General features: G+C 72.5%; 17 protein-coding genes. 12 read left to right on the plus strand and 5 right to left on the minus strand.

The genetic code is table 11. The annotated features are described in order from the left end of the window. Nucleotides 1–2 precede the first annotated feature (2 nt). Together BS80_RS32585 and BS80_RS32590 are read right to left on the minus strand one after the other, a co-directional pair. Nucleotides 3–224 (minus strand): hypothetical protein, encoded by a 222-nt coding sequence (locus BS80_RS32585; protein WP_035804898.1) that lies wholly within the window; start codon nt 222–224, stop codon nt 3–5. A gap of 173 nt (nt 225–397) precedes the next feature. Beyond that, a complete protein-coding gene (locus BS80_RS32590; RefSeq protein WP_035804900.1) occupies nt 398–931 on the minus strand; it encodes a universal stress protein in 534 nt (177 codons plus the stop codon). Nucleotides 932–1,254: 323 nt separating this feature from the next. Between BS80_RS32590 and BS80_RS32595 the strand changes: the two genes are divergently transcribed. Then, entirely contained in the window at nt 1,255–2,667 is a 1,413-nt protein-coding gene (locus BS80_RS32595) for a diaminopimelate decarboxylase family protein (protein ID WP_035804902.1), read from the plus strand. A gap of 28 nt (nt 2,668–2,695) precedes the next feature. Here the strand turns inward: BS80_RS32595 and BS80_RS32600 are convergent, their stop codons facing one another. Then, nucleotides 2,696–3,559, minus strand: coding sequence for an NAD(P)H-binding protein (locus BS80_RS32600; protein ID WP_051967503.1), 864 nt, complete (start codon nt 3,557–3,559; stop codon nt 2,696–2,698). A 209-nt stretch (nt 3,560–3,768) separates the two neighbouring features. Here BS80_RS32600 and BS80_RS32605 point away from each other — a divergent pair, with 209 nt between their 5' ends. Beyond that, the gene (locus tag BS80_RS32605) at nt 3,769–4,170 is read left to right on the plus strand and encodes a hypothetical protein (protein ID WP_035804903.1); all 402 of its coding nucleotides are present in this window, start codon (nt 3,769–3,771) and stop codon (nt 4,168–4,170) included. Between the two features lie 138 nt (nt 4,171–4,308). Beyond that, nucleotides 4,309–5,391 carry a glycosyltransferase family 2 protein gene (locus BS80_RS32610; RefSeq protein ID WP_035804905.1) on the plus strand — a complete coding sequence of 361 codons (1,083 nt, stop codon included), beginning with the start codon at nt 4,309–4,311 and terminating at the stop codon, nt 5,389–5,391. 49 nt (nt 5,392–5,440) lie between these two features. Here BS80_RS32610 and yczR read toward each other — a convergent pair whose 3' ends face one another. Further along, nucleotides 5,441–6,862: a MocR-like transcription factor YczR gene (yczR, locus tag BS80_RS32615; protein WP_035804907.1), complete on the minus strand. Its 1,422-nt coding sequence runs from the start codon at nt 6,860–6,862 to the stop codon at nt 5,441–5,443. A 733-nt stretch (nt 6,863–7,595) separates the two neighbouring features. On the opposite strand from yczR, the gene BS80_RS32620 reads away from it, so the two are divergent. The 8 genes from BS80_RS32620 to BS80_RS32655 all read left to right on the plus strand — a co-directional run bounded on the left by BS80_RS32620 (nt 7,596) and on the right by BS80_RS32655 (nt 17,382). After that, the gene (locus BS80_RS32620; RefSeq protein WP_035804909.1) at nt 7,596–8,876 is read left to right on the plus strand and encodes an MFS transporter; all 1,281 of its coding nucleotides are present in this window, start codon (nt 7,596–7,598) and stop codon (nt 8,874–8,876) included. A 360-nt stretch (nt 8,877–9,236) separates the two neighbouring features. Then, on the plus strand, nt 9,237–9,926 hold the full coding sequence (locus BS80_RS32625) for an iron-containing redox enzyme family protein (RefSeq protein WP_051967504.1): 690 nt from the start codon (nt 9,237–9,239) through the stop codon (nt 9,924–9,926). Between the two features lie 5 nt (nt 9,927–9,931). Beyond that, nucleotides 9,932–11,191: an ATP-grasp domain-containing protein gene (locus BS80_RS32630; RefSeq protein WP_157536733.1), complete on the plus strand. Its 1,260-nt coding sequence runs from the start codon at nt 9,932–9,934 to the stop codon at nt 11,189–11,191. Then, the gene (locus tag BS80_RS32635) at nt 11,184–12,425 is read left to right on the plus strand and encodes an ATP-grasp domain-containing protein (protein WP_051967506.1); all 1,242 of its coding nucleotides are present in this window, start codon (nt 11,184–11,186) and stop codon (nt 12,423–12,425) included. Before BS80_RS32630 ends, BS80_RS32635 begins: the two co-directional genes overlap by 8 nt. Further along, nucleotides 12,422–13,195: a GNAT family N-acetyltransferase gene (locus BS80_RS32640; protein WP_035804911.1), complete on the plus strand. Its 774-nt coding sequence runs from the start codon at nt 12,422–12,424 to the stop codon at nt 13,193–13,195. Before BS80_RS32635 ends, BS80_RS32640 begins: the two co-directional genes overlap by 4 nt. A 39-nt stretch (nt 13,196–13,234) precedes the next feature. Further along, nucleotides 13,235–14,572, plus strand: a complete 1,338-nt coding sequence (locus BS80_RS32645; protein ID WP_051967507.1) for a hypothetical protein — start codon at nt 13,235–13,237, stop codon at nt 14,570–14,572. Between the two features lie 27 nt (nt 14,573–14,599). Continuing rightward, nucleotides 14,600–15,847: an ATP-grasp domain-containing protein gene (locus BS80_RS32650; RefSeq protein ID WP_035804914.1), complete on the plus strand. Its 1,248-nt coding sequence runs from the start codon at nt 14,600–14,602 to the stop codon at nt 15,845–15,847. Nucleotides 15,848–15,849: 2 nt separating this feature from the next. Continuing rightward, the gene (locus BS80_RS32655) at nt 15,850–17,382 is read left to right on the plus strand and encodes a peptide ABC transporter substrate-binding protein (RefSeq protein ID WP_051967509.1); all 1,533 of its coding nucleotides are present in this window, start codon (nt 15,850–15,852) and stop codon (nt 17,380–17,382) included. A gap of 10 nt (nt 17,383–17,392) precedes the next feature. Here the strand turns inward: BS80_RS32655 and BS80_RS32660 are convergent, their stop codons facing one another. Further along, a complete protein-coding gene (locus BS80_RS32660) occupies nt 17,393–18,379 on the minus strand; it encodes a helix-turn-helix transcriptional regulator (protein ID WP_051967510.1) in 987 nt (328 codons plus the stop codon). Between the two features lie 288 nt (nt 18,380–18,667). Here BS80_RS32660 and BS80_RS32665 point away from each other — a divergent pair, with 288 nt between their 5' ends. Further along, complete coding sequence (locus BS80_RS32665) at nt 18,668–19,579, plus strand: EamA family transporter (protein ID WP_063772135.1); 912 nt, start codon at nt 18,668–18,670, stop codon at nt 19,577–19,579. Nucleotides 19,580–20,134: the final 555 nt, after the last annotated feature.

Consider the following 20,134-nt stretch of genomic DNA (forward strand, 5'->3'; position numbering starts at 1 on the left):
GGTCAGTCCAGGTAGCCCATCGCGATCCGGCAGTTGGCCCCCGGCACCCGGCGCTCCTCCTCGGATGGAGCCGAGGCGCCGGGGGCTGCGAAGGCGGGGGCGGCGAAGGCGGGGGCGGCCGGGCGCGGGTGGGCGAACACGCGCGGCCGGGGCGCCGGGGCCGCGGCGGGAGGGCTCGTGGGCGAGCCGTTGGTCCGGACGACCGGGTGGGTGTCGATGCTCATCGTCGTTCGCTCTCTTTCAGGAGCCAGGAGTGCCGTCAGCACCAGTGGAGCCCCGATTCGCCCCGGCCGCTCCCTGCCTTGACGCGTGGGTTACGCCGTCGGGGCCCATCCTGACGCGGGCTTGACACCGCCCCGCGTCGCTGGTCAGAGGGTCCGGCGTCAGCGATCCGGCGTCAGCGGCTCGGGGCCGGTTCGGTCGGCAGGTGCAGGAGGCGACGGCGCCGGAACGCGGTCAACTCGCGGTGCAGGGGCGGCTTCGGGACGGCGAGGACCGGGCAGTCGGCATGCTTGACGCAGTACGCCGACACCGAGCGGCGCAGCCCCCGGGCCAGCATGCTCCCGCTGCCCGACCCGACCACCAGCAGGTCGCCGTCCCGGTCCGCGGTCTGCACCAGGGCCGGACCGCTGTCGCCGCGGATCAGCACGGTGGAGAGCCGCACACCGGTGGGCGCGCCGCCGAAGGCGTCGTCCAGCGCCACGTTCAGTCGGGCCGCGGCGGCCTCGCGCCAGACCGCCATCAGCGGCGGGCAGGGCGCGCGGCGGTGGCCGTACTCGCCGCCGACCGGGAGCCAGGCGAGGACGGCCAGCACCTCGGCGTCGGTCCGGCGGGCCTCGGCGACGGCCCGGTGCAGGGCGGCGAGGCTGCCGAGCGATCCGCTGACCCCGACCACCACACGGCACTGTCCAGCGCGTCTGCCCGAGTCCATGACGGCCCCTCCTCCTGCTTCCGGTGCTCCTGCGCGCGGTGCGACTGCCCCCAGCAGAAGCCCTGGCGGACGGCCCGCACGCGTTCTTGACGCCCTCCTGACGAGCGGCGCGGTGATCCGAACGCACCCCTGACGACGACGAGGGGCGGCGCGGGACGGCGCGGGTGGCGGCCGGCGGCGTCAAGGCCGTGTCAGCGCGAGCGCCCGGACAGTCAACGAGGCGTCAGGAATGCGGGCCCCCCGGTGTGGCCGGGCCTAGCGTCGGAGACGTTCCCCTCGGACCCGGAACAACCCCGCAGTGCGTACGAAGGAGCGACCCGCTGATGACCCTCACCCACCCGCTCCCCGCCGTTCAGCAGCCGGTCGCCCCCGCCTCCCCCGGCAGCCCCTGGCCCGCGTCGGCCCGGCTCGCCCGGCACGGCGAGTTGGAGATCGGCGGCGTGGGCCTGGCCGAGGCCGCCGACCGCTTCGGCACGCCGCTGTACGTCCTGGACGAGGCGGAGGTCCGCGCCCGCTGCCGCGCCTACCGCGCGGCCCTGCCGCACGCGGAGGTGTTCTACGCCGCCAAGGCGTTCCTCTCCAGCGCGCTGGCCGGCTGGGTCGCCGAGGAGGGCCTCGGGCTCGACGTCTGCTCCGAGGGCGAGTTGCGGCTGGCGACGGCCGCGGGCTTCCCGCCCGAGCGGATCCTGCTGCACGGCAACGCCAAGAGTCCCGAGGAGCTGCGGCTGGCCCGGCGGCTGCGGGTGGGCCGGATCGTCCTCGACAATCTGGCCGAGATCCCCCGGCTGGCCTCGCTCAGCACGCCGGACGCCCCGCAGCGCGTGCTGGTGCGGGTCGTCCCAGGGGTGTCCGCCGGTCACCACGAGGCCGTCCGCACCGGCGTCGTCGGCCAGAAGTTCGGCTTCGCGCTGGAGGGCGGCCCGAGCGGCCGGGGAGAGCCGGCCGGCGCAGGGTGGCAGGACGGCGCGGGGGCGCCCGGCGGCGAGGCCGCCGAGGCGGTCCGCCGGGTGCTCGAACAGCCCGGCCTGGTGCTGGCAGGCCTGCACTGCCACCTCGGCTCGCAGATCGCCTCCGTCGACCCGTACCTCACCGCGGTCGACCGGTTGGTCGAGCTGCTCGCGGCGATCCGCGACCGGCACGGCGTCCAGCTGCCCGAAGTCGACCTCGGCGGCGGCCACGGCGTCCCGTACACCCCCGGCGAACCCGGGCTCGACCTGGCCGAGTTCGCCGCCCGCGTGCCGGCCCGGCTGGCCGAGCAGTGCGCGCGGCGCGGCCTGGACACGCCCCGCCTGCTGGTCGAGCCGGGCCGCGCGGTCACCGCCCCCGCGGGCGTGGCGGTCTACCGGGTGCTCACCGTCAAGCACACCGTGGGCGGGCACTTCTTCGCCGCCGTCGACGGCGGCATGAGCGACAACCCGCGCCCGGCGCTGTACGACGCGCGCTACTCGGTCCGCCTGATCGGCCGCGCCTCCACCGCGCCGACCCGGCCGGTCGACGTGGTCGGCCGGCACTGCGAGGCCGGGGACACCCTGGTCCGGGGCGCCGAGCTGCCGGTCGACCTGCGGGCGGGTGACCTGCTCGCGGTCCCCACCGCCGGTGCCTACCAGCTCTCGATGGCCTCCTGCTACAACCTGGTCGGCCGGCCGGCTCTGGTCGCCGTGCGGGACGGCCGGGCCCGCCTGCTGATCCGCCGCGAGACCGTCGAGGACTTCCGGCTGCGCGAGATCGACGGCTGAGATCGACCGGCCCCCCGACACGGCCGTCTCACCCGCCGTGCAGGACCTCCGCGTGCTCGGCGGCGAACTCGGCGAAGGAGCGCGCGGGCCGGCCGGTCAGCTTCTCGACGTCCGGGCTGACGGCGGCGGCGTGGCCGGAGGCGTAGAGCCCGTACAGCTCGACCATGCCCGCCGCCCGCCAGCCGTCCCAGCCCGCGCCGAGCATCCCCGCGAGGGCCGCCTCCGGCTCCACCGCGACGTACTCCACCGTGCGCCCTACGACGGCGCCGAGCTGCTCGGCGAGCTCCGCGTGGGAGAGCGCCGCCGGACCGGTCAGGGTGTAGACGGCGCCCTGGTGGCCGTCCGTGCCGAGCACGGTGACGGCGGCGGCCGCGACGTCCCGGGCGTCGACGTAGGACACCGAGCCCTGGCCGCCCGGGACCGCCAGCCGACCGGCCCGCGCCGACTCCGCCATGCCCAGGAAGTTCTGGAAGAAGCCGTTCGGCGCCAGCACCGTCCACGGCAGCCCACTCGCCACCAGGTGCTCGAACGCGGCCACGTGCGCGGCCAGGAACCGTACGCCGTCCGGCCGTTGCTCGACCCCGGCGGCGGCGTGCAGCACCACGTGCGGACGCCGTCCGGTGCGGACCGCGGCGTCGATCACGTTCCGCTCGTGCGTCTCCATCTCCGGGTGGACCGCCACCAGGACGTAGACGGCGTCGGCGTCGGCCAGCGCGGCGTCCAGCGAGAGCGGGTCCGCGAAGTCGGCGGCGACCGGCTGCACCCCCTCGTCCCACTCGGCCGGGACCGACCCGACGTTGCGAACCAGCGCCCGGACGGCTTCGCCGCGCTCGCGCAGCCCGACGACGACCTTGGAGCCGACGGTGCCGGTCGCTCCGGTGACCACGATCACGAGTATCTCCCCTGTTGTCCTGCCCCGACGGAACTGATGGCCCGTCAACTCGACGATGTCATCCGGGGCGGCAGTGGATCAAGAGGGGACGGGCGGGCAATCCCGCCGCTGCGGCGTCAACGGGAATCCCCCGCTGTGTTGTCAGGGAGTTGGACTAGGCTGACAGTCAGTCACAGGTGGCAGGCAAGGTGGATCGAAAGGGGACCGTCATGGAGGCGGAGATCGTCGCACTGGCCACGTCGGGGGCGACCACGGTGGTCGGGCTGATGGCGACCGAGCTGTGGACCGAGGCACGCGGCCGGTTCGCCGCGTTGTTCGGGCGCCGCAGCGAGAGCGTCTGCGAGGACCTGGACCTGGCCCGGGAGGAGCTGCTGGCCGCCGAGGACCGGGCGGGCGCGACCACGGCCGCCGAGGCCGAGTGGGGCAACCGGCTGCGCCGGGCCCTGAGCGCCGACCCGGCGGCGGCGGCCCAGCTCCGCTCGCTGCTGGACGAGCTCGCTCCGCACACGGCGCCGCAGGCATCCATGTCGGTGCACAACAACATCAGCGACGGCACGTTCCACGGCATGGTGATCATGACCGGCACCAGCACCGTGAACAACGGACAGTGAGCCGGGCGCGGCGCGGGTGAGCCGGGTGCGGGGTCGGGCAGGGGCGGGGTCCGTGCGAAACTGGGGTCCGGTACCCCCTGACTCCACCCCGCACCAGCTTGCTCAAGCTCGCTCCAGCTCGAAAGGCTCGCGCCGCCGATGGCCCTCCGACTCTCCGTCGTCGTCCCGATCTACAACGTCGAGCGGTATCTGGAGGAGTGCCTCGACTCGATCGCCGCCCAGACCTTCCGCGACTTCGAGTGCGTGATGGTCGACGACGGCTCGACCGACACCAGCGCCGAGCTCGCCCGGCAGTACGCGGCCAAGGACGACCGGTTCCGCCTGGTCCAGCAGCAGAACAAGGGCCTCGGGGCGGCCCGCAACACCGGCTGGCGGAACATCGCCGACGGTGTCGAGTACCTGGCCTTCGTGGACAGCGACGACTCACTGCCGCCGGGCGCGTACGAGCTGATGATCAACACCCTGGACGAGACCGGCTCGGACTTCGTGGCCGGCAACGCGCTGCGCTTCAAGTCCACCGGGTACTTCCCCTCGCACGCCCACCGCAAGCCGTTCCAGGAGACCCGCCTGCGGACCCACGTCACCGAGATCCCGTCGCTGGTCACCGACCGCACCGCGTGGAACAAGGTGTACCGCCGCAGCTTCTTCGACGCCGCCGGCATCCTCTACCCCGAGGGCATCCTCTACGAGGACGCCCCGGTCAGCGTGCCGCTGCACTACCTCGCCGCCAGCGTGGACGTGCTCTCCGAGCCGATCTACCACTGGCGGATGCGCGAGGACGGCGACATGTCGATCACGCAGCAGAAGACCGACCCCCGGGGCCTGATCGACCGGGTCCGCTCGATGGAGATGGTCCGCGAGTGGCTGGCCGCCCGGCCGGAGTCGAGGTTCGCCGACTACCTGCGTTCCTACGACCGGAACTGCCTGGTCGAGGAGATCCCGATGTTCTTCTGGTCCGTGCCGGACGGCGACCAGGGCTACCGCGCGGCCTACCAGCAGCACGTCAGCCGACTGGTGCGGGCCATCGGCGTCGAGCGGGTCGGCGCGCTGAGCGCCCCGCTCCGGGTCAAGTACCGCCTGACGCTGGCGGACCGGATGGACGAGTTCGTCGCACTCCAGCGCCTGCACCGGATGTACCGCAACCGCTCCCGGCTGCGCGCCCAGGTCCGCTCGAAGCTGGGCGCCCGCCGGACGGACGGTACGTCGCCCGCCGCGCGCTGAGCGCCGCCCGCCGCACCTCGGGCGCCGGCCACGGCCGGCGCCCGCCCGCTCAGGCGTGGCCCCGACGGTGGGAGGTCACCTCGCGCCAGGCACCGGCCAGCCGGTCGCAGGCCGTGGCGATGGACTCCTCGTCGGTGGCGAACGGGATCCGGATGTGGTTCTCCAGGGTCCCGTCGACGCCGAACCGGCCGCCCGAGAGGATCTTCACGCCCCGGCGGGCCGCGGCCAGCGCCAACGGTGAACTGAGCCGGGCGCCGAGATCCACCCAGAGGGAGAACCCGCCGTCCGGCATGGTGTAGCGCCACTGCGGGATCCGGCGGGCCAGCGACTCCGCCAGGACCTGGCGTCGTCTCAGCAGCATCTCCCGTCTCTCCGCCAGGAGTTCGTCGTAGGACTCGAGCACCCGCAGGCCGATGAGCTGGGTCATCACGGGGTTTCCGGTGTCGACGACGCAGCGCAGGTCGACCAGCCGCGAGATGACGGGCGTGGCCGCGCGCACCCAGCCCAGCCGCAGTCCGGCCCAGCAGGTCTTGCTCATGCTGCCGATCGAGACGACCTGGCGCGGCGCGGCCCAGGAGGCCAGGGGTAGCGGCAACGAGCCGCCGTCCAGGCCGAGTTCGCAGGTCGCCTCGTCCACCACGAGGATGGTGGACGAGGCGCGGGCCGCAGCCGCGACGGCCGCGCGGACGCCGTCCGGCATCACCAGCCCGGTCGGATTGTGGTAGTCGGGCATCAGGTAGGCCAGCGCCGGCTTCTCCTGGCGGAGCACCGCCTCCAGCACGTCGGTGTCCCAACCGTCCATCCCCAGGCCGACGGTGAGCGGCCGGCGACGCAGCGCCCGGATCGTGTCCAGGGCGTTGGGGTAGGTCGGGCTGTCGACCAGCACCGAGTCGCCCGGGCGGGACAGCAGGCGGATGACCAGGCCGAGTGCGTGGTCGGCCCCGGCGGACACCATGATCTGCTCGGGACCGGTCGGGAGCCCGCGGGCGGTGTAGCGGTCGGCGATCGCCTGGCGCAGTTCGGGCGCGCCGACCAGGTCGTATCCGGGCAGGTGGGAGTACTGGCCGAGGTCGAGCGCCGCGCGCCTGGTCGCCGCTCCGAGGATGGACTCGGGCGCCGGGAGCGAGGCGATCGCCAGGTCGATGTCCTGGCGCTCCTGGTCGGCCGCCCAGGAGCTGGGGATGCGGTGCTTCTGCTCCGTCGCGGGGAGCAGGACGAAGGAGCCGGCTCCCCGCCCGCTGGTCAGGTAGCCCTGCTCGCGCAGGACCCGGTAGGCGGCGGTCACGGTGTTCCTGCTGAGACCGCAGTGGGTCGCGAACGTCCGCTCGGCCGGCAGCCGGGCGCCCGCGGGCAGCCGGCCGTCGGCGATCATCACCTCGAACGCCTCGGCCAGCCGCGAGTACGCGGGGCCCTCCACGCGCCAGTCGCCGAGCATCCGCTCGACCTGGAGTGCGGTGAATGAATAGCTCATGGGAAACCTCTTGCTGAGCACTTCGGGATTCGGTCGGAGTCGTCGATCCTCGGATCGTCGACTCTCCGGGGCTGCCGGGCCCGGGCCACGACGTGCCGGTGCCCCGGCTCGCGGACGGGCCGCGGCGGCAGGCTGAGCGGCACCCGAGCAGGCCGGCAGGTGGGCCGGCAGTCGGGCAGGCAGTCGGGCAGGCGGCTGCGCCAGGCGTCCGGCCGCACCGGGACGGGCGGCGGCGGACCGGCCTGGCGGCGGTCAGCTCTCCGGAGGTGCGCTCACGCGCCAGGCGGCACGGCCGGCTGCGCCCGAGCCGGACGGGCCCGGTGGCGGCCACGGCCGGCGGTCCCGCAGGACATGCCGAAGGGTCCGACCCGGCAGCGGCCCGGTCGAACATATCGAATTACCCGAATATTTATTCATTGGATTCTCTGCCCCCGCAGTTAAGAATTCCATGATGACGTTGACGACTATTATCGAAAACGATCGAGGATGATTGAACCGCAGGAACCCCGGGAAGTCAACCGACTCACCGGCGAGAATGCCCAGGCTGCGCACCCGGCAGGCCCTCCGGGGACGAAACACCCAAAACCCACCGAACCGGACCCTTTGCGAACGAATGCACCGCCACCCGCCCGAAAGCCGGGTTTCACCCCCTCCAAGCCCCCCGGCAGAAGAAAATCACGCCACCCGGACAGTGATTGCGGTCTTGACATTGACAAGTCACAGGAGCTCCCGCATGCTCCCCCTCGTGCGTAAATCCAGCTTGTTTTTCCACCGCGACTTCCGGCAACTCTGGACCGGCGATTCCATCAGCCAGGTCGGTTCCGCGGTAACGGTGCTCGCCCTTCCCTACCTCGCCATCAGAGGCCTGCACGCGTCGCCGTTCCAGGTTGCTCTGCTCACCATGTTCCAGTACCTGGCCTTCCTGCTCATCGGTCTGCCGGCCGGTGCGTGGGTGGACCGGATGCGGCACCGCCGGGTGATGATCGTGGGCGACCTGGGCCGGGCGGTGCTGCTCGGCTCGATACCGCTCGCCTACGCGTTCCACGAGCTCAGCCTGCTCCAGCTCTACGTGGTCACCTTCGGTACCTCGGTGCTCACCCTGTTCTTCGACGTCGCCTACCAGAGCCTGCTGCCGGCCCTGGTGGACGGGGAGCAACTGGTGGACGGCAACGCCAAACTGGAGGCCACCCGGAACGTCGCTCAGGTCGGCGGCCCGGGCCTGGGCGGGGTGGTGATCAACGTCCTCAGCGCGCCGGCCGCCATCGCCGTCGACGCGGTCAGCTTCCTGTTCTCCGCCCTCTTCCTGGCCCGCATCCGCAAGGTCGAGCTCAAGCCGGAGCCCCGCCCCGACAGCAATCTGCGGGCCGAGATCGCCGAGGGCCTGCGCTTCGTGTTCGGCAACCGGATCCTGCGCGCCATCGCCACCACCGCCGCGATCTCCAACCTGTGCGGCACGATCGGCATCTCGCTGCTGATGGTCCTGCTGGCCGACAAGCTGCACCTGTCGGCGTTCCTGTGCGGCCTGGTCTTCTGCGCCGCGGCGCTGGGCGGGATCGTCGGCGCGCTGGCGACCGAGCGGGTGGTGGCCCGGCTCGGCGAGGGCCCGGCGATCTGGATCTGCATGATCGTCAGCACCCTCTGCTGGTTCGGCGCTCTGCCGCTCTACCAGGCGGACTGGCGGCTCGCGATCGCCATCACGCTGCACGGCCTCGGCTGGGTCACGCTGATCATCTTCAACATCACCCAGGTCAGCTTCCGCCAACGGGTGACCCCGAAGCCGCTGCTCGGCCGGATGAACGCGACCATCCGGTTCGTGGTCTGGGGCTCGATGCCGATCGGCGCCCTCATCGGCGGCGTGCTCGGCCAGACCATCGGCGTCCGCCCGGCGATGTGGATCGGCGTCACGGGCGAACTCCTCGCGGTGCTGCCCGTCCTGCTCTCGCCGATCCGGGGGATGCGGGAGCTGCCCGCCTCGCTGGACAGCGACGAGAGCGACGCCGCCGTCGCGGCCTGAGACACCACCCACCCACCCGCGCCCGTGCCCGGCTCACCGAGCCGCCGCACGGGCGTTCGGCCTTTCCGGACGGCGGCCGGCCCCGTTCACCCACCGTCATGTCGGGAACATATAAGGAGCCAAGCATCGGGGATTGGCACTGTCGGGGCCCCCGGCCGGCTTGTTACGGTCTTATCGACGGGGAATACGGACGCCGATCACGGGAATTCCATCGCGGGCCGCCAGGGTCACACCACCAGGTCGCCCAGGAAAGCGCCCGGCCGATTTCGGCCGCATGCTGCGCGGACGGCAGGTCCGACGTTCGAAATCCATTTCCCCCCGTCCTCAGGTCATTTTTCCGGTTGTACGGAGGAGAATTCGATGGCAGTGGAAACGCTGGATCGTGAACACCTGGAAAGCCTCGCCGCGGAGCTGATGGAGAAGCAGTTCCAGCGGGTCCCGAAAATGCGGGAACTGCACGCCGGCGAGTGGACGGACCGGGCCTACTACATCCGGCACATCACCGAGACCGTGCTGCGGATCCGCCTCAACAACGAGGTCGACACCTACGCGCTGTTCAAGGTCGGCTCGAAGGACGACAGCCTGGCGGCCAAGCTGGCCAAGTACCTGGCCGAGGAGTTCGGGCACGAGAGCATGTTCACCCGGGACCTGGTCAAGTTCGGCCTGACCCTGGAGGAATTGGAGGAGACCGAGGTCTTCCCGTCCACCAAGAAGCTCATGGGCTACCTGCGGCTGGAGGCCGACACCCGCGGCCCCGCGCCGACCACGGTCTGGGACTGGTTCGTCGAGTGGTACTCGGACCGGTACAACCCCACCATCACCGCCAAGGCGGCCCAGGACTTCGGCCGGGAGTTCGTCCAGGGCACCCAGACGCACATCGAGTTCGACGAGTCGCACGACCACGACGAGCTGATGTTCCGTACGGTCTCCCGGGCCGTCGAGGTGTTCGGCAGCCCGCGCAAGGCGTACGCCGACCTGACCACCTTCGTCGAGCTGATCGGCGACTACTACGCCGAGCTCTACGAGCTGACGGTCGCCAGCAAGCAGTAATGCCGATGCCAGAGCACCTGCCCGCCCGGGGCGCCCGGATCCTGATCGTCGAGCCCAGTTCGTCGGGGGCCGGCCTGCCGCAGGAGGCCCGCGCACTCGGCTTCGAGGTCGTGGTCGCGTCCGCCGACCGCGGCGACCGACGGCTGCCGGACCAGGTGCGCGAGCACCTGGACCAGCTGGTCGTGGTGGACACCAACGACGAGGACGCGTTGGCCGAGGCGGTCGCCGCACTGCATCGCGGGCGCCCGTTCCAGGGGATCGTCCCCGGGTTCGAGTTCTACGTGGACACCGTGGCGCGGCTGGCCGAGCGGCTGGGCCTGCCCGGTCTGCCGGCCGGCTCCGCGCGCGGCCTGCGCCACAAGACGGCGATGCGCGAGCTCGTCGGCGCGGCCGGGCTGCGGATCCCGCGCTACGCCGAGGTGTCGGGCGAGGGTGAACTGGCCGCCGCCGCCGAGCTGGTCGGGTTTCCGGCCGTGCTCAAGCCGGCCGAGTCGGCGGGCAGCGTGCACGTCAGCCGGGTCGACTCGCCCGACGGGCTGCGCGCGGCCTACCGGCGGCTGCGGACCGACACCCGCACCGACTTCGGCCGGGGCCTGGACGGCCCGGTGCTGCTGGAGGAGTACCTGGACGGCCCGGAGATCAGTGTGGAGGGCTACGTCGAGGACGGCCGGGCCGTCGTGCTGGCCGTGACCACCAAGATGCTCGGCCCCGAGCCCTACTTCGTCGAGCTCGGCCAGGTGCTCCCCCGCACGATGGACCCGCGGACCCGGGCGGCGGTCGACGCCTACGTGGACGGTGTCTGCACGGCGCTCGGCCTGACCCTGGGACCGTTCCACTGCGAACTGCGGCTGCCGGCCGGTGAGCCGGTGCTGATCGAGATCGGCGCCCGGCTGGCCGGCCACCGCATCCCGTACCTCGTGGAGTTGGTCACCGGGACCTCGCAGGCCAGGATCATGCTGGCCGCCTACACCGGCCTGCGCCCGCAGGACGTGGCGGCCTTCTCCACGCCGAGCGCCACCTTCGTCGGCACCGCCTGCTTCACCGCGCCGCCGGAGCTCACCGCCTACTCCGCGGTCGAGGGCCTGGGAGAGCTGCGGGCCGACCGGGACACCCTGGAGGTCGAGCTCTACGTCCCGCCGGGTGAGCGGATCCCGCCGCCGGAGGACTTCCGGTGCTTCCTGGGCCACGCCGTGTTCCAGGCCGAGTCGTACGAACAGGCCCTGACACGTTGGCACGCCATGAGGGACGAGGTGCACTTTGTCTAGCCGCGGGATCCCGCACTACCTGGTCATCAACCGGTTCGACGACGAGTTCGGCGAGTACCACCGGTTCGTGGAGCCGGGCAGCTGCCGGCTGTCGTACATCACGCTCGCCTGCGGCCTGCCGGTCCTGGACGCCGAGGGCGCGACGGCCCTGGTCGTGGTGCCCGACCTCGACCTGGGGACCGTGCTGCCGGTGGCCCGCCGGCTCGCCGAGCTGCACGGCGGCTTCGACGCCGTCGTGGGGCCCTCGGAGTACGACGTGCTGAGCACCGCACAGCTGCGCGCGGAGCTCGGAGTCCCGGGCTGGACACCGGAGTTCGTGACACCGTTCCGGGACAAGGCGCGGATGAAGGACCTGGTCGGCGCGGCCGGCGTCCGGGTGCCGCGGTTCTGCCGGCTGGACGCGTCCAGCACCGCCGCTTCGCTGGTCGCGGAGATCGGGCTGCCGCTCGTCCTCAAGCCGCGGGCCGGCTGGTCGGCGCGCGGCGTCGTCCGCGTCACCGAACAGGTCGCGCTGGCAACGGCGTTGGCCGGGCTGGCGGCACCGGGGCCGGCCGGGTACGAGTGCGAGGAGTACGTCGAGGGCGAGGTCCTGCACGTGGACGGGATCCGGCGGGAGGGCGCGTTCCAGTTCGTCAGCGCGTCGGCCTACCTCAACACCTGCCTGGACTTCACCACCGGCACACCGCTGGGCTCGGTGCTGCTGGACCGCGGTGAGCGGCTGGACACCGTCACCGCCTTCGCCGCCGCGGCCCTGGACGCGCTCGGCCTGGAGACCGGACCGTTCCACCTGGAACTCTTCGAAACCCCTTGCGGCGAGCTGGTGTTCCTGGAGGTCGGCCTCCGGCCGGGCGGCGCCGACGTGCCGTTCCTGCACCGGGACCTGTTCGGCATCGACCTGTACGCCGAGGCGTTCCGGGCGACCGTCGGCCTCCCTGCGCAGCGGGCCGCCGAGGAGCTGTCCGGCAGCGGCGGCTGGGTCGCCGTCCCCGAACCGCAGCCCTATCCCAGCCGGGTGCTGGCCCGCACCTCGATGCTCGACGCGGTCGCGGAGGTGTACGCCGAGGTGCTGCCCGAGATCGGCGCGGTCCTCGACGGCTCCGGCGGCTACGAGCACATCGGCGGCCGGTTCCGGCTGCGCGGGGCCGACCACGCGACGGTGCGGCGTGCCGCGCTGGAGGTCATGGACCGCTACCGGCTGCTGGTGGCCCAGCTTGACCCGGTGGCCGGCCGATGACCGGGCAGGCGGGGTCGGAGGTCATCTTCAGCCGGGGCGGGGCGGAGCTCCTGGAGCTGACGATCCGTCCCGGCCGGGTCGAGCAGGCCGGCCAACTGTACGAGCTGTCAAGGCCGTTCATGCTCAGCGGCGTGCTGCCGCAGCACCCGGCCGAGTTCTACGCCGACGCGGCCGGGGACTTCTGGGTGGTCGAGCACGCCGGCGAGGTGATCGCCTGCGCCGGCGTCAGCCGTTCGGACGCCGGCGCCGCCACCCTGGTCAACCTGGTGGTCGAGCCGTCCTGGCAGCGGCTGGGGGTCGGCCGGCTGCTGGTGGCGGGAGTCCTGCGGCTGCTCAAGGGCGAGCAGATCACCGAGCTGCGGGTTGAACCAGGCCCGGCGCACCCGTGGTTCACCGCGCTGGGGTTCACCGCACTGGGCTCCGAGGCGTCGGCGTGCGAGGGGCTGTCGCCGACGACTCTGCGCCGCACGACGGTCGCCGGTTTCGACGAGCTGGACGCGCTCGGCGAGGTGGCCGACCTCCAGGTCCGGTTCGCGCGCTCGGGGAGCCGGCACCGCTGGGACCCCTCGTTCAGCGCGCTGCTGCACTTCGCCGGGCACCACGGCGTCAGGGTCGACTCGCTGTGCTGGGGCGGCGTCTGCGGTACGTGCAGCGTCCGGATCAAGCACGGCACGGTCAGCTACGACGTCGCACCGGAGGTCGATCCGCAGGAGGGCGAGGTGCTGATGTGCGTCTCCCGGCCGATGACCGACCTGGTCCTGGACATCTGACCGGCTTCTTGCAGGGCTTTCCGTAAGGGGGAACGAACCATGACGAACGACGTGACCAGGGCCTACAACGCCGCGTGCCACGTGCCGGGGAACACCCTGGTCGACGTGATGCGCGCGGTGGAGGCCGACCCGGGGATTCCGACCTGGAAGCGCCCCTACCCGCCGCGCCCGGTCTTCGTCGCGCAGGAGCAGATCCGCGGCTTCGCCGACGACCTGATGCGGCTGGTGGGCATGCTCACCACGCTGCCCGAGCGGCTCTTCGACGGCGACCTCGACCGCTTCATGGAGACCGTTGGGGTACACGGCGCGCGCGCCGAGCTGATGCGCCGGCACGCCCGGGAGACCCCGGTCCACTTCGGCCGGGCCGACGCCTACCACGACGGCACCGGCTTCAAGCTGCTGGAGTTCGGCATCGGCAGCGACCTGGGCGGCTGGTGCTGGGCCGGCGAGGTGCCGCGGGCGCTGCTGGAGGTCGACGCCTTCGGCGCGTTCGCGCGCGAGCACGGCCTCGGCTACGTCCACACCGGACGCGAGACGGTACGCACCGTCAAGGCGGCGGCCGCCCCCGTGGCCGGCGGCCGGGAGCCGGTGGTCGCGCTGATCGAGGCGCCCGGCGGGCTGGACACCTTCGGCGGCATCTGGCACACCATGCACGGAGTCATGCGCGGGCTGGGCCTGGACTTCCACCTGGGCGAGCTCACCGACCTGCGGGAGAAGGACGGCAGGCTGTTCCTGGGCGAGCTCCCGATCGACCTGGTCTGGCGCGCCTTCGACACCGACCAGCTGCTGGAGGACCCGCGCAACCTGGAGCTGGTGGAGCCGGTGTTCCGCGCCCACGAGGCCGGACAGGTGGTGCTCTGGCACACGCTGCAGAGCAACCTCTTCGGCGAGAAGGGCTGCATGGCCCTGCTCTCCGACCCGCGCTACCGGCACGGCTTCTCGGCCGAGGAGCATCGCGTCATCGAACGGGCGCTGCCCTGGACCCGTTCCCTTCAGGGCGTCGCCGCACTCCAGGACACCGCCCTGGTCGAGCGGTTGCGGGAGGACCGGGACCGGCTGATCCTCAAGCCGAACAACCTCTTCGGCGGCCACGGGGTGGTCGCGGGCTGGGAGACCGGCGCCGACGACTGGTGGTCCGCCCTGACGGCCGGCGCGGCGGCGGGCTGCGTCGTCCAGGAGCGCGTGGTGCCGCAGACCGAGTGGATGGTCGATCCGGCGACCGGCACCGAGCAGCCCTGGCAGACGCTCTGGGGCATCTTCTACCAACCGGACGGCTACGCGGGCGCGCACGCCCGGATGATTCCGGCGGACTCCAGCGCCGTCATCGGATTCCGCTGCATGGACAAGGTCCACACCGGATCGGTCCTGCACTACTAGGCCTTCGTGGACAGGAGTTGGGTGGACATGAGCAGACCAGGCCGGCACGGGATGACCCACGTCATCGTGATGAACCGCTGGAAGGACCACTACGCCGACTACGCCCGATACATCGACCACACCCGATGCACCGTCAGCTACGTCACCAGCCCCGCCGGGCGCGCCTCGGTGCCCGAGGGGGCCGCCGAGATCGTGACGCTGGAGAACATCGAGGACCTGGCGCAGCTGCGCGCGGCGGTGCTCGGGCTGGCCGAACGGCACGGCCGGCCGGACCGGTTGATCACCCTCAAGGAGGAGGACCTGGAGAACGCCGCCCTGCTGCGGACCGAACTGGGACTCCCCGGCCAGCGCCCGCAGGAGGTGCCGGTCTTCCGGGACAAGGTCGTCATGGTCGGCCGGATCGCCGCCGCGGGACTTCCGGCGCCCGCGTTCGCCGCGGTGTCGAGCGCGGCGGAGGTCGTCGCGTTCGCGGCCGAGCACGGCTGGGACCTCATGGTGAAGCCGCGGTCGGGCAGCGGCAGCGCCGGGGTGGTCCGGGTGAGCGGCCCGCAGGAGCTGGCGGAGGTCGACTTCGACCGCTGGCCGATGATGGTGCAGGTGCGCAACCCGCACCCGGTGTGCCACGTGGACGGCGTGTTCGACGGTGAGAAGCTGGTGGTCTGGCGCGGCTCGCGCTACCTCAACAGCTGCTTCGACTTCGCGCAGGGCACCTTCCTGGGCTCGGTGGAGCAGGGCGACCCGGAGCTGCACCGGATCATCGGGGACAGCACCGAGCAGTTCATGCGCGCGCTCACCGACCAGCCCACGCCCTTCCACCTGGAACTCTTCCTGGAACAGAGCGAGTCGGGCACCACCTGCTCGTTCCTGGAGGTCGGCGGCCGGGTCGGCGGGTCCGAGACGCCGTTCCTGTGGCGCGAGGTGCACGGCTACGACCTCATGGAGGCGGCGTTCCACATCCAGCTGGGCGTGGCGCCGACCGGCGGCGTGGACTGGGACACCGAGGACATCGCCGGGTGGCTGCTGCTGCCCGCGCCCGCCGAGCGGCCCTGCCGGATCACCGCCGTCCGGTCGATGACCGACCGCACGCCCGGCCCCTACGCGGAGGCGCTGCTCGCGCCCGGCGACATCCTGCCGGTGGCGCACGGCTACGAGCACGTCGGCGGGCGGTTCCGGTTCCGCGCCTCCAGCGCCGCGGAGCTGACCGAGGCGATCATGGCGACGTACCTGGACTTCACGGTCAGCGCGGTGCCGGTCGGCACGGGGGACGGGGCTTGAGCGTGCCCGGCGAACCGCTGATCCGGCTCTACAACTACGACCACCCGCCGGTGCGCCCGCTGGTCCCGGGCGACACCGCCGAGCACTGCGGCGGGCGGATCGTCGGCCTGCTCTTCACCGGCCTGGTGGGCTACCGCAGCGAGGACGCGGCCGCGTACCACGCGATGGCCTCCTCGATCGTGACGGCCGACTCCACCGTCTTCACGATCACCCTGAAGCCGGGGTGGACGTTCCACGACGGCACGCCGGTGCTGGCCCGGCACTTCGTGCAGGCCTGGAACCACACCGCGTACGGGCCCAACGAGCAGGCGAACGCCGCCGCGTTCGAGAAGATCCTCGGCTACGCCGAGGTGCACCCCGAGGTACACCCCGACGGCCGGCCGCCGAGCACCGACCGGCTGGCCGGCCTGCGGGTGCTGGACGACCACCGGTTCGAGGTGACGCTCGCCGAGCCGTTCTCGATCTTCCCGACGCTGCTCGGCTCACCGGCCTTCCTCCCGCTGCCCGACGTGTTCTTCGCGGACCGCGCGCGCTACCTGCGCCGTCCGGTCGGCAACGGGCGCTACCGCCTCGTCCGCGCCGAAGCTGGCGCCGGGCACCTGCTCACCGCCTTCGAGGACTACCGGGGAGTGGACCGGCCGGGCCCCGGCAGCCTGCTCCTGCTCCACTACCCGGACCGCGACAGCGCCTACCAGGCCCTGCTGGCGGGCGAGTTGGACTACCTGGACGCCCTGCCGCAGGACGCCGTCGCCGACCGGCGCGGTGTCCGCGAGCTGGCCGGGCGGGTGGTCGGCCGGCCCGGCCTGATGTTGCAGGCGCTGGCCTTCCCGAGCTACCTGCCCGGCTACGACGACCCGGACCTGCGCAAGGCCGTGTCGCTGGCGATCGACCGCCCCGAGATCATCGCCCGGGCGCTCGGCGGGGGCCAGCGGCCCGCCGACGGCTGGTCGGTCGAGGGCGTCGGCGGCCGCCTGCCGGGCCAGGCCGGCCGGTACTGCACCTTCGACCCGGTCGCGGCCAGGGAGCACCTGGACCGCTCCGGCTTCGACGGGACGCTGGAGTTCCACTCCCCGGCGAGTGCCCGGGGGTGGCTCGGCGCGCTGAGCGAGGGCGTCGGGCGGGTGCTCGGCCTCGACTGCTCGCTCGTCCTGTACGACCGGGTCCGGGACTACTACGACGCGGTCGAGAACCGCACGGTCACCGGGATCTTCCGGGCCGACTGGGCGGCCGACTACCCGGCGCTGGAGAACTTCCTGCGACCGCTCTTCCACTCGGACGGCCCGTTCAACGACACCGGCTACGCCCGGCCCGAGTTCGACGCCCTGCTGGCAGCGGCGGACGCGGCGCCGGACGAGGCCGTCGCCACGGCCCGCTACCGGGCCGCCGAACGACTGCTGGCGCAGGACATGCCGCACGTCCCGCTCTGGCAGGAGTGGGCGACCGCCGGGTACTCGGCGCGCCTGGGAAACGTGCGGATGACCTCACAGGGCGACCTGGACCTGCACGCCGTCACCGTGCGGTCCGACTGCCCCTGACGGCGCGCTCTCAGTCCAGCCAGCCAAGAGCCTGGGCCTTCAGGCCCATCTGGAAGCGGGTGTCCGCGCCCAGTTTGTCCATCAACGCGCACTGGGACCTGCGCAGGGTGCGCACCGAGACACCGTGCTCCCGCGCGATCGCCTCGTCCTTGAGCCCGGCGGCCATCATCTGGAGCACCGAGCGCTGCTGGTCGGTCGGCCGCAGCCCCTCGCGGGGATCGACCCGCTCGTGGACCAGCGGGGAGGCGGAGGCCCAGCAGTGCTCGAAGAGCCGGCGGAACACCCCGGTCAGTGCCGGACCGCGGGTGACCAGCGCGGCGCTCCCGCCGTCCGGGGTGTCCACCGGCGTGCAGGCCAGCACGTCGTCCACCACCACGAGTTGGAGCGGAACGGTGTGCGCGGTGCGAACCTCGGCGCCCAACTCACCCAGCGCGCCGAGCTCGTGGGCCAGGGCGGCGCCCCGGGTGGCGGCGGCGAGGTGGATGGTGCGGACGGCGACGCCGCGCCCGAGCACCTCGGCCACCCGCGAGCGCCGCTCAACCAGCTGGCGGGCGGGCGTGTTCGGGCCCGGATACATGCTCAGCACGTCCGTGCGCGCCTCGGCGGCGGCGTCCTGCAGAGCGGCGGCGACGCTCGCCTCCCCCACGATCAACTCGGTGTGCACCGAACCGCCGGGCCGGTCCTGCTCGGTGAGCAACTCGCCGATGATCGAGGGCACCACCGCCTGGAGGAAGGTCAGCCGGTCGCGCCGCTGGTCGAGGTCGTCCAGCTCGGCCGCCAGCAGCTTGCTGAGCGCGGCGGCGGGCGCCGAGGGAATGAAACCGCTGCTGGTGGCCGGCGAGGCGTTGAGCAGTCCGGCCCCGAGCAGCAGGTCGACCGCCTTGCGCACGTCCGCCTCGGGCGCGCCGACGACGGTGGAGGCCTGCTCCGGCGTCCAGTCCTGCTGAGCCCGGGCGAGCCGGTAGATCGGGAGGCTGTGCTCTAAGTCCGTGCCCACCCTCGTCTCCGTCATCTCTCGTGCCGCGCCGGTCTGTCCACAACTAGACGCGGCAGGTCGTTGCCACCGGGTAAGTATGTACGAGCACGAAGATCTGGACCAGACTCTGTGTCGCGGAGCGATCACCGGACGGTCGCCTCCGCGCGCCCTCATCCGTGTGACCACCACCGGACAGCCTCGCCCCCGTCCGTCCCGTGGCGCCGACACGCCGGGCCGGGGCGCCCCCCGCGCGCGTAGCGCCCCGACGGGCCACGCGCGCTCCCTGCTGCAGAAGAGCGGACGCACGCCATGACGACCCTCACCACCGCCCGTCCCCGATCGCTCAACTTCGGTACCTACGGCGCCGCCGGACTCGCGGTCGCCGCGATGGTGAGCGTCCAGTCCGGTGCCGCGGTCTCCACCTGGATGTTCCCCACCATCGGCCCGGCCGCGACCGCCTCGCTGCGCCTGGCGTTCGCCGCGGTGATGCTGCTCGTCTGGGCCCGCCCCCGGCTGCGCGGGCGCAGCCGTACCGACCTGCTGTTCGCGGCCGCGCTGGGCATGGTCAGCGCGGTGATGACGCTCTGCTACTTCCAGGCCATCGACCGGATCCCGCTCGGTGTCGCGAGTTCGCTGGAGTTCCTGGGCCCGCTGGCGGTGGCGGTCGCCGGGCTGCGGCGGCGCGCCGACGTGATCTGGCCGGTGCTGGCGCTCAGCGGCGTCCTCATCCTCACCCAGCCCTGGAACAGCTCGCTGAACCTGGTCGGCCTGGCGTTCGGGACGGCCGCCGGCGCGGCGCTCGGGGGCTACGTGGTCTTCACCCAGCGGGTCGGTGACCGGTTCAGCGGCGTCGACGGGCTGGCGATCTCGGTCACCGTCGCCGCGCTCTGCGCAGCCCCGCTGGGTCTGCCGCACGCGCTGTCGGCGCTCACCCCGAAGATCCTGCTGGGGGCGGCGGCCGCGGCCGTGCTGCTGCCCGTGCTGCCGTACGTCCTGGAGATGGTGGCGCTGCGCAAGCTCACCACGGCGGCCTTCGGCACCCTGCTGAGCTTCGAGCCGGCCGTCGCGACGCTGATCGGATTCGTCCTGCTGCACCAGCACCTGACGATCGCTCAGATGTTCGGCATCGCCTGCGTGATGTCCGCCAGCCTCGCCGCCGTCCGGCGCGGCGGCCGCCCGCAGGAGCCGTCGACGGACGAGGCGGCCCCGGCCTCCTCGTGACTCCTCATGACTCCCCCTGAGGCGTGATCAGCGGGCGACGAGTCCCCGTACGGCGTCGCTGACGGCGGGGATCTCGTCGGGCCCGGCCCACGCGTGCGCGTCGTGCTCGGTGAGGACGACCGGCCCGGTCCGGGTGACCGTGACCGCGAAGGTCAGCCGGACGCCACAGGAACAGCACCCGCTCCCCGTCGGCGATCACGGCCGCCACGACGAACCGCTGCACCCCGTCCGCCTCGGCGGCGGCCCGGATCGCACCCTCGAACGCGGGGTCGGCGAAGGGCGAGTTCACACAGCTCCTTGTGTGTGGACGATCCTGCTCACGATGCCAGAGCGGGACCTTGATCGTGTGCGCGTAGGTGCGCAATGTCTGGCGTCGTAAACGGGCGGGGCCGTGATGCTGCTCCAACAGGCAGCGCTGGATTGCCCCTTCGGGAAGCGGGCCGGTGCGGGCGGGAACCTGGCGGAGCCTGCAGCGGGACCACGTTCGTGTGAGTTGACGGTGTGTAGTCATATCTGAATGATCATCAACTGCCTTATCTGGCATGGGTGTTCGGT

The organism is Kitasatospora mediocidica KCTC 9733, assembly GCF_000744225.1.
Taxonomy (GTDB): Bacteria; Actinomycetota; Actinomycetes; order Streptomycetales; family Streptomycetaceae; genus Kitasatospora; species Kitasatospora mediocidica.

Excerpts from the sequence above, each read along its gene's own strand:
- BS80_RS32650 (WP_035804914.1), top strand. The coding sequence starts at position 14,600 with ATGAGCAGACCAGGCCGGCACGGGATGACCCACGTCATCGTGATGAAC.
- BS80_RS32630 (WP_157536733.1), top strand. The coding sequence starts at position 9,932 with ATGCCAGAGCACCTGCCCGCCCGGGGCGCCCGGATCCTGATCGTCGAG.
- BS80_RS32640 (WP_035804911.1), top strand. The coding sequence starts at position 12,422 with ATGACCGGGCAGGCGGGGTCGGAGGTCATCTTCAGCCGGGGCGGGGCG.
- BS80_RS32665 (WP_063772135.1), top strand. The coding sequence starts at position 18,668 with ATGACGACCCTCACCACCGCCCGTCCCCGATCGCTCAACTTCGGTACC.
- BS80_RS32595 (WP_035804902.1), top strand. The coding sequence starts at position 1,255 with ATGACCCTCACCCACCCGCTCCCCGCCGTTCAGCAGCCGGTCGCCCCC.
- BS80_RS32610 (WP_035804905.1), top strand. The coding sequence starts at position 4,309 with ATGGCCCTCCGACTCTCCGTCGTCGTCCCGATCTACAACGTCGAGCGG.
- BS80_RS32620 (WP_035804909.1), top strand. The coding sequence starts at position 7,596 with ATGCTCCCCCTCGTGCGTAAATCCAGCTTGTTTTTCCACCGCGACTTC.
- BS80_RS32645 (WP_051967507.1), top strand. The coding sequence starts at position 13,235 with ATGACGAACGACGTGACCAGGGCCTACAACGCCGCGTGCCACGTGCCG.
- BS80_RS32605 (WP_035804903.1), top strand. The coding sequence starts at position 3,769 with ATGGAGGCGGAGATCGTCGCACTGGCCACGTCGGGGGCGACCACGGTG.
- yczR (WP_035804907.1), bottom strand. The coding sequence starts at position 6,862 with ATGAGCTATTCATTCACCGCACTCCAGGTCGAGCGGATGCTCGGCGAC.
- BS80_RS32625 (WP_051967504.1), top strand. The coding sequence starts at position 9,237 with ATGGCAGTGGAAACGCTGGATCGTGAACACCTGGAAAGCCTCGCCGCG.
- BS80_RS32585 (WP_035804898.1), bottom strand. The coding sequence starts at position 224 with ATGAGCATCGACACCCACCCGGTCGTCCGGACCAACGGCTCGCCCACG.
- BS80_RS32590 (WP_035804900.1), bottom strand. The coding sequence starts at position 931 with ATGGACTCGGGCAGACGCGCTGGACAGTGCCGTGTGGTGGTCGGGGTC.